A 14765-nucleotide genomic window follows, 5' to 3' on the forward strand; every position below is an offset into this window, starting at 1 on the left:
GGCGTCAGCTCCCGAACGTGCTGACGGTGACGAGCTTGCCGTAGATCTCCTCGGCGGACATCTCGCCGCTGCCGCCAGGATCGGCGATCACCACCCGCATGCCCGGCAGCTCGTACAGGTTGAGCGCGATGTCCACGCCCGTCTGCACGGGCATCAGGCACTCGCCCGGCGCGAAGATCAGGATGGCCCGGTAGCCCGCCCGGTACACCTCGGAGACCATCTCGGTGATCTCGCCGGCGCAGCCGGTGATGCCGCAGCTGATGAGCGTGCGGTAGTTGCCGTCGGCGTCGAGGAAGGCCACCTCGCTGTCGCCGTTCCCCGAGTCGAGGTAGCGCTTCTCCAGCCGGCCCTGCTTGACCAGCCGGTCGGCGGCCTTCTGGAAGCGGTACTTCAGCCACGTCTCCGGGAACGCCAGCGGGTGCTTCCTGCTCGGCAGCACGTCCTCGGCCGACAGCCCGGCCTCGCGCAGGATCTTCTCGTACGAGCCGGGCAGCTCGGCGAAGCCGGCGAAGAACTCCGCGCGCAGCTCGGAGGCCGGGCGGCCCGCCGACGGCACGTACTGCCAGTCGTTGACGAGCAGCAGCAGCCGGGTGTCGACGCCGGCGGCGGCGTAGTCGCGCAGCAGCCCGGCCGACAGCTGCCAGGTGTAGCCGGGGAAGATGCCGACGCGGCCGGCGATCCGGCGGCGCATCGTCTCGTCCGCCTGCTCCTCGATGACGCCCGGGACGAGCCGCCCCGACGCCGCGTCCTCGAACAGCATGAAGTGGCCGCCCATGACGACCAGGTTGGCGAGGTCCTCGCCGGGCAGTTCGCGTGCTATCGCGTCGCGGAGCTCCCGCTCCGAGGCGACCAGGCGCTGTGACCTGGTCACCTGGCCGGTGGATGCGTGGTTCATGGTCTCACTCCGAGTGTGCCTGGTTCTGGTGAAGGCGCCCCTGGGCCAGCCGGGAGGCCAGCGCGCCCAGCGGTGCGGGCCCGGCGAGCTGGTTGAGGGTCAGACCCTCCCAGCCGCGCCGCGCGAGCTCGGCCAGCACCTGCGGGATGCGCAGGACCTGGCCTCCGGCGAGGGTGTAGCTGTCGGAGAGATCGAGGGGGCCGAGGCCGTGCGCCTCCCGCACGGCGTCGGCCAGGGCGCGGGCGGCGGGGCCGGCGTGACCGTGCCACGTCTCCAGCGGGACGGGGGCGGGCGGCGCGCCCGCCGGGGCGAACCCGGCGATCCGGGCCGCCTCGCCGAGCGTCGGACCGGGCGCGCCCTCTTGTGACGCGCGGGCGTCGCAGGTGAGGACCAGCGCCTCCATGCCGCGCAGGAACCGCTCGACGTCGCCGGCGTCCATGACGGACGAGGCGGCGTGCAGCGACAGGGCGACCGCGTCGCGCCACTCGTCCACCCGCAGGTACGTGTCGTCGCCGTGGTGCGCCCACGCCCACGGCACCGGGTTCCAGGTGAAGGCGGTGCGCCGGCCGCCGTACTCGCGGGTGCGCTGCTTGATGAAGTTGATCTCCGAGCCGAGCCGTACGGCGACGCCGCGCCGCGACCCCTCCCGCGACACCATCTCCACGACCTTGTCGTAGGGCACGTACGCGTGCTCCCCGGCCCGCCCGTACGCGGCGGCCACCCGGCGCAGCAGCTCGCCGAACGAGGGGTCGCCCGCGCAGCTCACCCGCACCAGCATCGGCGAGAACATGCACGTCAGCACGTCGGGGCACGGGTGCGACTCACGGTTGCTGACGAACGCCAGGTGCGCCACGTCGGCGCGCCCGGTGTAGAGGGCCGCCATCGCCGTGTAGGCGGCCACGTGCACCAGCGACGGCCACACGCCGTGCCGGGCGGCGATCCGCCGCGACGCCGCCAGCATCGGCGGCGAGATCAGCGTCGCGTGCCCGGCCGGAGGGCCGTCGGCCCGCTCGGTCCGGCGCGCCGCGAACGGGTCGGCCGGCAGCGCGCCGACCTCCTCCTGCCAGTACGCCATCGCGCGTGACGCCACGATGGCCGCGTCCGCCGACGCCTCGTGCCGGGCCAGGTCGGCGGGCTGGTGGCGGACCGGCGGCAGCGCGGCCGGGCGCCGGGCGACGGCCCCCGCGCTCTGCGTGCGCAGCTCCCGCTTGATCTCCCCGAGCGTCCACATGTCGACCGCCAGGTGGTTGAACACCAGCACGCACTGCCGCGGCGCCCCGCCGGAGGTGATCAGGCACGCCCGCACCGGCCACTCCCCGGCCAGGTCGAACGGCCGCGTGCTGAGCTCCTCGACCACCTCGGCGGGCGTGGCGCCGCCGTCGCGCTCGGCGGTCACCACCGTGACCGGCAACGGCGCGGGCGGGCGCACCCGCTGCTCCGGCCCCGGGCCGAAGGTCGTGCGCAGGATCTCGTGCCGCCGCGTCAGGTACGTGAGCATCGCCCGGCAGGCCGCGACCGTCAGCCCCGCGGGCAGGTCGAACCGCAGCACCACGTGCGTCTCGTGCTGGTGGCCGGGCGGCAGCTGGTGGACCCGCAGCCACATGTAGCGCTGCCCCCAGCACAGGCTCGCGGATTTCATTTTCTCCCACCCCCGGCGGTCGGCGGACACATTCGAGGATCGGCTTTTCAGGACAGCCGGCACAACCGCTGTTCAATGGCAGGTTCCGGCCGTGGGAAACGGCCAGGAGCGCCATTGTTGACCGATGATCCGCCGTTCGGCAGCCTGAATATTCACCACTGGATTGGGGGTAACGCGATGCTGGAAATTCCGGACCGGTTCCAGAGCATTCTGCGCGCGCATCTGCCGTACGCGGAGTCGGCCGGGCTCACCGCCCGCGACGAGCTGTCGGCGCTCGGTCTCGACTCGATGGGCGTGGTGCGGCTGATGGTCGACATCGAGAACGGCTACGCGGTCGAGCTGCCCGACGAGCTCCTGGACGAGTCCACGTTCGCGACCGTCGGCTCGCTGTGGCTGGCGCTGTCCACGCTGATGACGACCCGCCCGGACCGTCCCAGGCCCTTCTGAGCGGGGCCGTCCCGCAGCCGTCACCCGCGCAGGACCGCCGCCACGGCCCGGCGGTCCACCTTCCCGTTGGCGTTGAGCGGCAGCTCCGCCACCGGCGTGACCGAGCGCGGCACCATGTAGCCGGGCAGCACCTGCGTGACCCCCTTGACCAGCGCCACCGGATCCAGCGCCGCCCCGTCGAGCCCGGTGCAGGCGGCGGCCAGCTCCGGCTCGCCGTCCGGGCCGGGCAGCGCCAGCACGACCGCCTCCTGCACGCCCGGCTGCCCGCGCAGCGCGCACTCCACCTCGCCCAGCTCCACCCGGTGGCCGGAGATCTTCACCTGCTGGTCCAGCCGGCCCAGGTGCACCAGCACCCCGTCACGCCAGGCCACCCGGTCCCCGGTGCGGTACCACAGCTCCGGCGCCGCCGTCGCGCCCGTCTCCGCGCCGGTCGCGACCCGCCCGTCGAACGCGGCGAACCGGCCCGCGTTCACCGCCGGATCGGTGTAGCCGGGGAAGCGCTGCACGCCGCGCAGGCACAGCTCGCCCTCCTCGGCCGGCCGCCCGTCGCCGTCGATCACCAGGTGCTCCACGCCCGGGTACGGCAGGCCGATCGGCACCGTCCCGTTGGCCGTCACGGGCCAGCGGGCCGGGTCGGCGGGCAGGCGGTACTCGGTGCAGCTCAGCGTCAGCTCCGTCGGCCCGTACACGTTCTCCAGGACGCTGTCCGGCGCCGCAGCCTGCCACGCCGCGGCCTGCCGCAGCGTCAGCGGCTCCCCGCAGAACAGGCTCCACCGCAGCGACGGCATCGACCCCGGCGCCAGCCGGCGCAGCCGCATCGCCACCGACACCACCGACGGCACCGAGAACCAGTGGGTCAGCCGCTCCCGGGAGACGAACGCGACCGGTTTGAGCAGGTCGTAGCGGCCCGGCACGACCAGCGTCGCGCCGCTGCCCCAGGTGGCGAACAGGTCGAACACCGACAGGTCGAACGTCAGGTCGAAGGTCTGCGACACCCTGCACCCCGGCCCGAGCCCGTACCGGGGGATCACGTGCCGCAGGTAGGCGTCCACGCTGCGGTGACGGATCGGCACGCCCTTCGGCGTCCCCGTCGAGCCCGAGGTGAACAGCACGTAGGCGACGTCGTCGGCCTGCGCCCGCGCGGACGGCGCGGGACCGGACGGGTGCGGCTGCCCGGCGCCGGCCCGCACCACGCGGACGCCGTCCGGCAGTCCGGGAGGCTCCAGGCCCGCGTCCGACAGCACCGCGCCGAGCCCGGCGGACGCGGCCACCAGCCGGTTGCGGGCGGGCGGCGCGGCCGGGCTCAGGGGTACGGCCGCCGCGCCGAGCCGCTGGATCGCCAGGTACCCGGCGTAGGCCAGCGGGCCGCGGCCCGCGTGCAGCCCCACCCGCGACGGCGGCCCGTCGCAGGCGCCGGCGATCAGCGCCGCCAGCCGCCCGGACAGCGCCTCCAGCTCGGCGTACGTCCAGCGTTCGCCGCCGGCCTCCAGGGCGACCCGGTCGCCGTGACGCGCCGCCGACGCGGCGAACCACTGGTGGAGGGTGCGTGCCATGGCCTTCTCCTCGATGACGGCCCGCTACCGGGACGACCCGGCCGGGCTCGGCGGGCCGGGCGGGCTGGGCGGGTTCGCCGGGAACAGCGCCGGGGGCAGCTCGGCGCCCGCGCTCCACAGGTCCTTCAGCGCCCGGTCCGGCTCCGTCAGCGCGAGCTGGATCCCCATCGGGATCGTCCGCATGAGGTCCGTCATCGCCTCGGCCGGCAGCACGTCGGGGTCGCCCAGCATGAGCACGCCGGTGCGCCCGCCCCGCACCTCCACCCGCACCCGGAACGCCTGCCCGTACGGCTGGGCGACGGGTGTCCAGGCCAGCTCGGCCGGCGTCTGGTCGGCGGGGTCGCTCGGCCGCCGGTCCACCTGCACGTAGTTGAACCAGGCGCGGAAGAAGTGGTTGACCCAGCAGCCGTGCTCCGGCGCGGGCCCGGCCACCTCGGTGACGCGGTCGAAGTCGTAGCTGCCGTGCCGGTAGGCCCTGGCCCCCGCCCAGTGCAGCCGCTTGATGTGCTCGGCGAGCGTGGCCCGCCGGTCCACCTCGGTCACGACGGGGACGAGCTGGTTCATGGTGCCGATGAGGTGCTGGTCCTCCGGGGCGAACCGGTTGGACGACATCAGGCTCATCGTCACCCGGTCGGTGCCCAGGTGGCGGGCCAGCCCGGCGGCGACGAACGCCATCACCACCGCCGGCGCGGTCACGCCGTGCCTGCGCGCGGCCTCCGCCGCCAGGCCGCCCAGCCGCCGCGAGTGCAGCGTCAGCTCCAGCCGCTCGCGCTTGACCCGCGCGGGCAGCGTCGGCAGCTCGTCGGTCAGCCCCTCGGCCAGCACCGACCGCCAGTAGCGCTCGGCGCCCTCCTGGCGGGGCCGCCAGGCGTCCGCGCGCTGCCGCCGCGCCACCTCGCGCGGCGGCGGGCCCGCGGGCGCCGGGCGGGCGCCCGACGTGAGCGCCTTGAACTCGTCCTGGAGGTGGTGGATCGACCACAGGTCCACGATCAGATGGGAGAACACCAGCGTCAGGTACACCGGGACGCCGCGCGAGCACACCAGCCGGCCCCGCCAGTTGAGGTCGTCCGCCATCGCGAACGGCACCGCCACCAGCTCCGCCTTGGTCCGCTCGTGCTCGGCCGGGTCGGTCACCACCCGGTCCACCCGCTCGATCGGCAGCGCCACGCTCTCGTGCACGCGCTGCACCGGCGTGCCGCCGCCCGGGTCGTACGTGGTCCGCAGGGCCTCGTGCCGGGCGACGAGCCGCTCCAGCGCGGCGGTCACCTGCCCGACGGACAGGCCGCGCAGGTCCCAGGTGGCAGGCAGGTTCGCCTCGGCCAGCCAGTCCTCCGGATACCGCTCGATCTCCCGCCAGCTGAACAGCTGGCCGTGACTGAGCGGAGACTCGACGGGCATGCGCCCTCCTCCCGCGGCTTCGTCCGTCCGTCATTCATCCCCGACCGCCGGCGCCCGGGTCAAGGGGCCGGACGGTCGGCGGCGATGGCAACAAATGGCGGCAACAAGGTGCCGCCTGCGACCTGTGCCCGCGGTCCGAACCGCCAATTAGGGTCTCACTCACTATGCAATGGCCGCGAACTCGTCCGGCTGTCGGTAAATGCTTCACAGCCGTTCGGATAAACGGCGTCAATTGGACGCCCGAGGCTTTGGGGTGGCGCATTGATGGGTGAGTCGGGACAGCGGAGCGAGCCGGACGCGATCGCCGTCATCGGCATGGCGTGCAGGCTGCCGCGGGCAACGGATCCGGACAGTTTCTGGAAACTCCTGCGCGATGGCGAGGACGCGGTCACGGACGCGCCCGAAGGCCGATGGCCCGAGGCGGCCGAGTACCGGCGGGGCGGGTTCCTCGACGACGTCGACGGCTTCGACGCCGCCTTCTTCGGCATCTCGCCGAACGAGGCGGCCGCGATGGACCCGCACCAGCGGCTGGCGCTCGAACTCGGCTGGGAAGCCCTCGAGCACGCCCGCGTCGTGCCCGCCGCGCTGCGCGGCAGCGCCGCCGGCGTCTTCCTCGGCGCGATCTCCCAGGACTACGCCGCCCTGCGCGACCGGGCGCCCGGCCCCGGCCGCCACGCCTACACGGGCGTCAACCGGGCGCTGATCGCCAACCGGATCTCGTACGCGCTCGGGCTGCGCGGCCCCAGCCTCACCCTCGACACCGGCCAGTCGTCGTCGCTCGTCGCGGTCCAGATGGCCGCGGCCAGCCTGCGGCGCGGCGAGAGCGACGTGGCGCTCGCCGGCGGCGTCAACCTGAACCTGCTCGGCGAGACCACCGCCGCCATCGGCGCGTTCGGCGCGCTGTCCCCCGACGGCCGCTGCCACGTCTTCGACGAGCGGGCCAACGGGTACGTGCGCGGCGAGGGCGGCGCCGTCGTCGTGCTCAAGCGGCTCGCCGACGCGCTGGCCGACGGGGACCGGGTGCACGCGGTGATCCTCGGCGGGGCCGTCAACAACGACGGCGGCGGCGAAGGGCTGACCGTGCCCAGCGCCCGGGCCCAGGAGGAGGTCATCAGGCTCGCCTGCGCCGAGGCCGGGGTGACGCCCGGCGAGGTGCGTTACGTCGAGCTGCACGGCACCGGCACCAAGGCCGGCGACCCGGTGGAGGCCGCCGCGCTCGGCGCCGCCTACGGGGCCGGGCGGGCCGAGCCGCTGCTGGTCGGGTCCGTCAAGACGAACATCGGCCACCTGGAGGGCGCGGCGGGCATCGCTGGGCTGCTCAAGGTCGTGCTCGCCGTCAAGCACCGCGAACTGCCCGCCAGCCTGCACTTCCGCACGCCGCCCGCCGCCATCCCCCTGGACGCGCTGCGCCTGAGCGTCGTCGCCGAGACCCGCCCCTGGCCGGACGGCGGCCGCCTGCTCGCGGGCGTGAGCTCGTTCGGCATGGGCGGCACCAACTGCCACCTCATCCTCGCCGAACCCCCGCCGCCCGCCCCCGGCGCGGCGGCAACCGCCGCGACCGAAGCCGCAGCCGAAGCCGGGGCCGTGACGGGAGCGGGCGATCAGGCACCGTGGGTGCTGTCCGGGCGAGCGGAAGGGGCCCTGCGTGAGCAGGCCGCCCGGCTGGCCGCGCTCGCGGCGGACCCCGCCGTCGCGCCGGTGGACGTGGCGCTCAGCCTCGCCGCCACCAGGACGCCGTTCGAGCGGCGCGCCGTCGTCCTCGCCACCGGCCGCGAAGCCCGGCGGGACGCGCTCGCCGCCCTGGCCGAGGGGCGTCCCCACGACTCCGTCGTCACCGGCGCCGCCGTGCCCGGCGGGTGCGCGTTCGTCTTCCCCGGCCAGGGCTCCCAGTGGCCCGGGATGGCGCGCGAGCTGATCGACGCCTCCCCGGTGTTCGCCGCCCGCCTCGCCGAGTGCGCCGACGCCCTCGCGCCCTTCGTTCCGTACGCGCTGATGGACGTCCTGCGCGAGCGCCCCGGCGCGCCCGGCCTGGACCGCGTCGACGTCGTGCAGCCCGCGCTGTGGGCGGTCATGGTCGCGCTGGCCGGGACGTGGCGCGCGCACGGCGTGCACCCCGCCGCCGTCGTCGGCCACTCGCAGGGCGAGATCGCCGCCGCCGCCGTCGCCGGGGCGCTCACGCTGGGCGACGCCGCCAGGGTCGTCGCCCTGCGCAGCCGCGCCATCGCCGGCATCACCGGCAAGGGCGGCATGATGTCGGTCGCCGCCCCGCTGGAGGTGGTCGAGCCCGTGCTGCCCGGCGGCGTGTCCGTCGCCGCCTACAACGGGCCGCGCTCGCTGGTCGTCTCCGGCCCCCGCGAGGCGCTGGCCGAGCTCGCCGCCCGGCTGCCCGGACACCGCACCAAGATCATTCCGGTCGACTACGCCTCCCACTCGCCCGAGGTCGAGGCGGTGCGCGAGGACGTGCTGGCCGCGCTCGCCCCGATCCGGCCGGTGAGCGTGGAGACGACGTTCGTCTCGACGCTCACGGGCGAGCCGATGGACACCGCCGGGCTCGACGCCGCCTACTGGTACCGCAGCCTGCGCCGCCCCGTCCGCTTCGGCCAGGCGGTGCGCGCCGCCCTGGAGGAGTGCGCGCTGTTCGTCGAGTGCAGCCCGCACCCGGTGCTGGTCACCGGCGTGGAGGAGACGGCCGAGGACGCGGGCCGCGACGTCGCCGTGACCGGCACCCTGCGCCGCGGCGAGGGCGGCGCCGAACGGCTGACCCGGTCGCTGGCCCAGGCGTACGCGCAGGGCGCACCGGTGGACTGGGCCCGCCTCTGCCCCGGCGGACGCCCGATCGACCTGCCCACGTACCCGTTCCAGCACCTGACCCACGGCGCCTCCGCCACGTCCCGCCGCACCGCGCCGGCGACGCCGGTCCCGCTGGACGCGGAGCCGCAGCAGGCGGCGCCACGCGGCGGGACGTCGCGCGCCGAGGTGCGCGAGCTGGTGCTGGACACGACGGCGCGGCTGCTCGGCTACGGCGAGGCGGCGGCGGTCGAGCCCGGCCGCACGTTCAAGGACCTCGGCATGGAGTCCGCCACCGCCGTCGAGCTGCGCGACAAGCTGCGCTCGGCCACCGGGCTGCGGCTGCCCGCCGGGCTGCTGTACGACCACCCCACGCCCGACCGGCTGACCGCCTTCCTGCACGGGCTGCTCACCGGAGCGGAGCCGGAGCCCGCCACCGCCGCCGCCGTCACCCCGGCGCGGACTGACGACGACCCGATCGCGATCGTCGGCATGGGCTGCCGCTACCCCGGCGAGGTCACCTCGCCCGAGGACCTGTGGCGGCTCGTCAGCACCGGCTCCGACGCCATCACCGAGTTCCCCGCCAACCGGGGCTGGGACTTCGGCACCCTGTTCGGCTCGGGCGGCTCCGGCACCAGCGACACCAGGCACGGCGGGTTCCTGCACGACGCCGACCGGTTCGACGCCGCGTTCTTCGGGATCAGCCCGCGCGAGGCCACCGCCATGGACCCGCAGCAGCGCCTCCTCCTGGAGATCTGCTGGGAGGCCGTCGAACGCGCCGGCATCGACCCGGCGGCGCTGCGCGGCTCCCCGACCGGCGTGTACGTCGGCGCGATGGCCCCCGACTACGGGCCCCGCCTGCACCAGCCGGACGGCGCCTCCGACGGCCACCTGCTGACCGGCACCGCGCTCAGCGTCGTCTCCGGCCGCATCGCCTACACGCTCGGCCTGCGCGGCCCCGCGATCACCACCGACACGGCCTGCTCCTCCTCGCTCGTCTCGATCATCCTGGCGATGCGGGCGCTGCGGCGCGGCGAATGCGCGCTGGCGCTGGCGGGCGGCGTGACCGTGATGTCGACGCCCGGCATGTTCGTCGAGTTCAGCAGGCAGGGCGGGCTGGCCCGCGACGGGCGGTGCAAGGCGTTCTCGGCGCAGGCCGACGGCACCGGCTGGGCCGAGGGCGCCGGCATGCTCGTGCTCGAACGTCTCTCCGACGCCCGCCGCCACGGCCACCGCGTCCTCGGCGTCCTGCGCGGCGGCGCCGTCAACCAGGACGGCGCCAGCAACGGGCTCACCGCCCCCAGCGGGCAGGCCCAGCGCGAGGTCATCAGGCAGGCGCTCGCCGACGCCCGGCTCACCGCCGCCGACGTCGACGCCGTCGAGGCGCACGGCACCGGCACCCGGCTCGGCGACCCCATCGAGGCCGACTCGGTCATCGCCGTCTACGGCGAGGGCCGCGACCCCGGCCGGCCGGTCTGGCTCGGGTCGCTCAAGTCCAACATCGGCCACACCCAGGCCGCCGCCGGCGTCGCCGGCGTGATCAAGATGGTGAAGGCGCTGGAGCACCGGACGCTGCCGCCCACCCTGCACGCCGCCGACCCGACGCCGCACGTCGACTGGGCCTCGGCCGGGGTCAGCCTGCTCACCGAGCCGGTCGAGCTCACGGGGGACCGGCCGCCCCGGGCCGGCGTCTCCAGCTTCGGCATCAGCGGCACGAACGCGCACGTCATCGTGGAGGCCGCCCCGCCGCCCGCCGAGCTCCCGTACGAGGAGCCGGTGGCCGGCACGGACGCCGGGCCGATCGTCTGGGTCGTGTCGGCCCGCACCGAGGCCGCCCTGCGCACCCAGGCCGCCCGCCTCCACACCCACGCCGAAACCCTCATCACCCAGACCCCCACCTCGGAACCGACCGACCCCACCGCCGGGTCGGCCGCCACCTCCGCGGACGCCGACGTCCCCGGCGGTGAGTCCGCCGACGCGGTCGCGGGTGGCGTGATCGGGGTGCTGGTGGACGCGGGGCGGGCGCTGGCGCGGCGGGCGGTGTTCGCGCACCGGGCCGTGGTGGTCGCCGCGGACCCGGACGAGCTGCTGGCCGGGCTCGCCGCCCTGGCCGCCGGGACGCCGCACGCCGCCGTCACCAGCGGCGTCGCGCCCGCCGAGGTCAAGCCGGTGTTCGTCTTCCCCGGCCAGGGCTCCCAGTGGGCCGGCATGGCCGTCGACCTGCTGGACGGCAGCCCCGCCTTCCGCGAGCAGGCCGCCCGCTGCGACCGCGCCCTGTTCCCGTACACCGGCTGGTCCGTCATCGACGTGCTGCGCGGACGTCCCGGCGCGCCGCCGATGGAGGGCTCCGACGTCATCCAGCCGGTGCTGTTCACGGTCATGGTCGCGCTGGCCGGGCTGTGGCGCACGCTCGGCGTCCAGCCTGCCGCCGTCGTCGGCCACTCGCAGGGCGAGATCGCCGCCGCGTGCGCCGCCGGGGCGCTCTCCCTGGAGGACGCCGCCCGCGTGGTCGTGCTGCGCAGCCGGGCGCTGACGAGACTGGGAGACAAGGGCGGCATGCTCGCCGTGTCGCTGCCCGCCGCCCGCGTCGGCGAGCTGCTGGAGCCGTTCGCCGGACGGCTGTGGCCGGCCGTGTTCAGCGGCCCGTCCAGCACGGTCGTGGCGGGCGACGCCGACGCGCTCGACGAGTTCGCCGCCGCCTGCGGCGACGCGGTGCAGACCCGCCGCGTCGCCATCGGCTACGCCGCCCACACCCCGCACATCGACGAGCTGCGTGAGGAGATCCTGCGCGTCCTCGACGGGGTACGGCCCCGCGACACCGAGGTGGCGTTCTGCTCCTCGTACGCGGGCGAGTTCATCGACCCTGGCCTGCTCACGGCCGAGTACTGGTTCACCGGGCTGCGCAACCCGGTCCGCTTCCAGCAGGCGATCGAGGCGGTCGCGGCGGCGGGGACGCCGGTGTTCGTCGAGGCCAGCCCGCACCCGGTGCTGACCGGCCACGTCCAGGACACGCTCGCGGCGGCCGGCGCGCCCGGCGGCGCCACGGGCACGCTGCGGCGCGGCGACGGCGGCGCGCCGAGGCTGTTCAAGGCGCTCGGCCAGGCGTGGGTGCTCGGCGCGGGCGTCGACTGGGCCGCCGCGCTCGGCACGGCCCGCCGCCACCACGAGGCCCTGCCCGGCTACCCGTTCGAGCGGGCCCGGCACTGGCTCACCGCCCCCTCGGGCGGCTCGGGGGAGCTGTTCGGCCTCGCCGCGCCGGGCTCCGGGCACCCGCTGCTGGGCGCCGTGCTGCCGGTGGCCGCCGACGACGGGTTCCTGCTGGCCGGCCGGCTGTCCGTGCCGGCCGTGCCGTGGCTGGCCGACCACGCGATCGACGGCGGCGTCCTGCTGCCCGGCACCGCCTTCGTCGAGCTGGCGCTGCAGGCCGTGGCCGCCGCCGGCTGCGACGCCGTCGAGGACCTGACCCTGGAGGCGCCGCTGCCGCTCCCGCCGGAGGGCGCGGCGCACGTGCAGGTCAGCGTGTCGGGGCCGGACGAGCAGGGCCGCCGCGCCCTGACCGTGCACGCCCGCCCGGCGGGCGACGCCGACGCCCCCTGGACGCGCCACGCCACCGGCCTGCTCGGCTCCGGCGCCGGGGACGCCCCCGAGTGGCTGCCCGGCTGGCCGCCCGAGGCCGGTCCGATCGGCCTGGACGGCCTCTACGAGCTGCTCGCCGAGCGCGGTTACGCGTACGGTCCCGCGTTCCAGGGGCTGCGGGCCGCCTGGCGCGACGGCGGCGACGCGTACGTGGAGGTGGCGCTGCCCGAGCAGGCACGCGCCGACGCCGGCCGGTTCGTGCTGCACCCGGCGCTGCTGGACGCGGTGCTGCACCTGGTGGTGCTGGAGTCGGCCGACGACCCGTCGGCGCTGCTGCTGCCGTTCTCCTGGAGCGGCGTGCGCGTCACCGCGCTGGGTGCCGAGACGGTGCGCGCCCGGATCACCGACCTGGGCGACGACCGGATCGCGCTGGCGCTGTTCGACGGCACGGGCGCCCGGATCGCCGCCGCCGAGCTGGCCCTGCGCCGCCTGCCGCGCGGCGCCGCCCGGCCCGCCGCCGGGGCCGCCGGGCACACGCTGGACTGGACGCCGCTGCCCGAGCCGTCCGCGGCCGGGGCCGGCGGCTGGGCGCTCGTCGGGTACGACGAGGCCGCCGACGAGCTGGCGGCCGAGCTGGAGCGGGCGGGGATCGCCGCGCCGCGCCACTACGACCTCGCCTCGCTGGCCGGCATGAACGCGGGCGGCGTGCCCGCCACCGTGCTGGCGCCCGTCCACGTGGACGGCGACGACCTGCCGTACTCGGCGCACGACGCGCTGCGCGAGGTCCTCGACCTGGCGCAGGGGTGGCTGGCCGACGAGCGGTTCGCCGGGTCGCGGCTGGTGTTCGCCACCCGGCCGGGCGGGCCGGGGACGGCCGCCGTCTGGGGCCTGCTGCGGTCTGCCCAGTCCGAGCACCCCGGCCGCTTCGCCCTGGCCGAGGTCGCGCCCGGCTTCACCGCCTGGGAACGCCTCGCCGCCGCCGTCGCCTCCGGCGAGACCCAGCTGGCCACGGCCGACGAGCAGTTGCTGGCGCCGCGCCTGACCCGGCAGGAGCTCACCCCGGGGACATCGCCCGAAATTTCGGGACCTGTGCTGGTGACTGGTGGCACGGGTGGTCTGGGCGCGCTGGTGGCGCGCCGTCTGGTGACGGTTCACGGTGTGCGGGATCTGCTGCTGGTGTCGCGGCGTGGTGAGGCCGCTCCGGGGGCCGGTGAGCTGGTGGCCGAGCTGGAGGGGCTGGGCGCCCGGGTCAGGGTCGCGGCCTGCGACGTGTCGGACCGCGACGCTCTGGCCGCCCTGCTCGCGGACGTGCCCCTGGCCGGGGTCGTCCACACGGCGGCCGTGCTCGACGACACCGTCCTGGAAGGGCTGTCCGGGGCCCGGCTCGACGCGGTGCTGGCGCCCAAGGCCGACGCGGCCTGGTACCTGCACGAGCTGACCCAGGATCGCGAGCTGTCCTTCTTCGTGCTCTTCTCGTCGCTGGCCGGGGTGCTGGGGAACGCGGGCCAGGGCAACTACGCGGCGGCGAACGCGTTCCTCGACGCCCTCGCCGCCCACCGGCGGGAGCTGGGCCTGGCGGCGGTGTCGATCGCCTGGGGCCTGTGGGACACCGCATCGGGCATGTCGGGCGGCCTGTCCCAGGCCGACGTGGCCAGGCTGGCCCGCGCGGGCATCGCCCCGCTCACCGTGGACCAGGGCCTCGACCTGTTCGACACGGCCCTGACCAGCTCTGAGCCGCTGATCGTGGCCGCCCGCTGGGACACCGCCGGGCTGCGCGCCCGAGCCGAGGCGGGCGACCTGCCGCCCATGCTCCGCGGCCTCGTCCGCACCCCTCGGCGCGCGACGACGGCGGCGAGCACGGCGGCCGTCGCCGGACCCGGCGGGCTGACCGAGCGGCTGGCCGGGATGGCCGAGGCCGACGGCCGCGCCCACCTGGTCGAGCTGGTCCGCTCGCACGTCGCCGCCGTCCTGGCGCACGGCAGCCCCGAGGACGTGGACGTCGACCGGGCCTTCAACGAGCTGGGCTTCGACTCGCTCACCGCCGTCGAACTGCGTAACCGGCTCAACGCCGACGCCGGGCTCCGGCTGCCCGCCACGCTGGTCTTCGACCACCCGACCGTCACCGCGCTGGCCGCCTACCTGTTCGGCGCGCTGGCGCCCGAGGCGCCGTCGGCCGAGGACACGCTGCGGGCCGCCGTGGACCAGGCCGAGTCGATGCTGCGGACGGCCAACGGCGAGGCGGACGCCATGCGCGGCCAGCTCGTCGCCATCCTGCAGAGCGCTCTCACGAGGATCGGGGCCACCAGCGCCGTCCCCTCCGCCGACCCCGCCGGCAGCGGCGGCGCGGCGGAGATCGGCTCCGCATCGGACGAGGAGATCTTCGCCCTGATCGACAACCGGGCGATGACGTCCCCCCTGTCTATGGAAAGGCCAGAACGTGGCGAATGACGAGAAACTCCGTGCCTATCTC

6 protein-coding genes are annotated in these 14765 nt (G+C 75.9%); 2 read left to right on the top strand and 4 right to left on the bottom strand.

Annotated elements, in window-relative coordinates; all coding sequences use genetic code 11:
- Positions 1-4: 4 nt before the first annotated feature.
- Entirely contained in the window at positions 5-895 is an 891-nt protein-coding gene (locus KME80_RS29465) for an LPD16 domain-containing protein (protein ID WP_219509637.1), read from the bottom strand.
- Between the two features lie 4 nt (positions 896-899).
- The gene (locus tag KME80_RS29470) at positions 900-2534 is read right to left on the bottom strand and encodes a condensation domain-containing protein (RefSeq protein WP_219509638.1); all 1635 of its coding nucleotides are present in this window, start codon (positions 2532-2534) and stop codon (positions 900-902) included.
- Positions 2535-2711: 177 nt separating this feature from the next.
- Between KME80_RS29470 and KME80_RS29475 the strand changes: the two genes are divergently transcribed.
- Positions 2712-2981, top strand: a complete 270-nt coding sequence (locus tag KME80_RS29475; RefSeq protein WP_219509639.1) for a phosphopantetheine-binding protein — start codon at positions 2712-2714, stop codon at positions 2979-2981.
- 20 nt (positions 2982-3001) lie between these two features.
- On the opposite strand, the gene KME80_RS29480 is transcribed toward KME80_RS29475, so the two are convergent.
- A complete protein-coding gene (locus KME80_RS29480; RefSeq protein WP_219509640.1) occupies positions 3002-4534 on the bottom strand; it encodes an AMP-binding protein in 1533 nt (510 codons plus the stop codon).
- A gap of 24 nt (positions 4535-4558) precedes the next feature.
- A complete protein-coding gene (locus tag KME80_RS29485; protein WP_219509641.1) occupies positions 4559-5932 on the bottom strand; it encodes a condensation domain-containing protein in 1374 nt (457 codons plus the stop codon).
- Between the two features lie 264 nt (positions 5933-6196).
- On the opposite strand from KME80_RS29485, the gene KME80_RS29490 reads away from it, so the two are divergent.
- Entirely contained in the window at positions 6197-14743 is an 8547-nt protein-coding gene (locus KME80_RS29490) for a type I polyketide synthase (protein WP_219509642.1), read from the top strand.
- Positions 14744-14765: the final 22 nt, after the last annotated feature.

Source organism: Nonomuraea ceibae (genome assembly GCF_019396325.1).
Taxonomy (GTDB): Bacteria; Actinomycetota; Actinomycetes; order Streptosporangiales; family Streptosporangiaceae; genus Nonomuraea; species Nonomuraea ceibae.

Excerpts from the sequence above, each read along its gene's own strand:
- KME80_RS29465 (WP_219509637.1), bottom strand. The coding sequence starts at position 895 with ATGAACCACGCATCCACCGGCCAGGTGACCAGGTCACAGCGCCTGGTC.
- KME80_RS29470 (WP_219509638.1), bottom strand. The coding sequence starts at position 2,534 with ATGAAATCCGCGAGCCTGTGCTGGGGGCAGCGCTACATGTGGCTGCGG.
- KME80_RS29475 (WP_219509639.1), top strand. The coding sequence starts at position 2,712 with ATGCTGGAAATTCCGGACCGGTTCCAGAGCATTCTGCGCGCGCATCTG.
- KME80_RS29485 (WP_219509641.1), bottom strand. The coding sequence starts at position 5,932 with ATGCCCGTCGAGTCTCCGCTCAGTCACGGCCAGCTGTTCAGCTGGCGG.
- KME80_RS29480 (WP_219509640.1), bottom strand. The coding sequence starts at position 4,534 with ATGGCACGCACCCTCCACCAGTGGTTCGCCGCGTCGGCGGCGCGTCAC.
- KME80_RS29490 (WP_219509642.1), top strand. The coding sequence starts at position 6,197 with ATGGGTGAGTCGGGACAGCGGAGCGAGCCGGACGCGATCGCCGTCATC.